Annotated in this window: 1 pseudogene; it reads right to left on the minus strand. The window is 54.8% G+C overall.

Annotated features, from left to right (window positions below):
- Positions 1 to 449: pseudogene (locus tag JWG43_RS18000) on the minus strand (hypothetical protein); the annotation flags it as partial.
- Between the last annotated feature and the right edge of the window lie 20 nt (positions 450 to 469).

Consider the following 469-nt stretch of genomic DNA (forward strand, 5'->3'; position numbering starts at 1 on the left):
CCCCAGACCCCTTTGACCTGCGGAGAATCGAAGCACTCATAGCCATAAAGGCAGGCATTTGCCTTCCCGTCATACTGGTTTCGTTTTGGCATAGCCGTTACAGGATATCCCCGCCGTCGTAATTCATAGACCGGAACACAGCGCTGACAGTTGATTTGATATGCCGTATCCACATGAAAATTGGGGTTCGCCTTTTCCGCCGCTTCCCTGTAGTCCATAGGCGGACCTTTCCTGATTCCGAGGGCTTTTTCCACGGTATCGGAAGTTGTCGAAGCCGGGCCGCGCTGTTCCGCATAGCTCTTTTTGTTCAGGTCCGGGTACTTTTTGAGGTCCAGGCCGTCCAGCCAGTCCATGCCCGGATTGCCACGGAAGCCCTTGTCCGCACCGGGAAAATGCACGAAATACTCATAGCCGGTCTTCGGGTCCTTCCAGACGCCGGATTTCGGCATCTCCTTCTGTACCGTCAGAC

It is taken from the genome of Desulfobulbus alkaliphilus, from assembly GCF_016918545.1.
Classification (GTDB): domain Bacteria; phylum Desulfobacterota; class Desulfobulbia; order Desulfobulbales; family Desulfobulbaceae; genus Desulfobulbus; species Desulfobulbus alkaliphilus.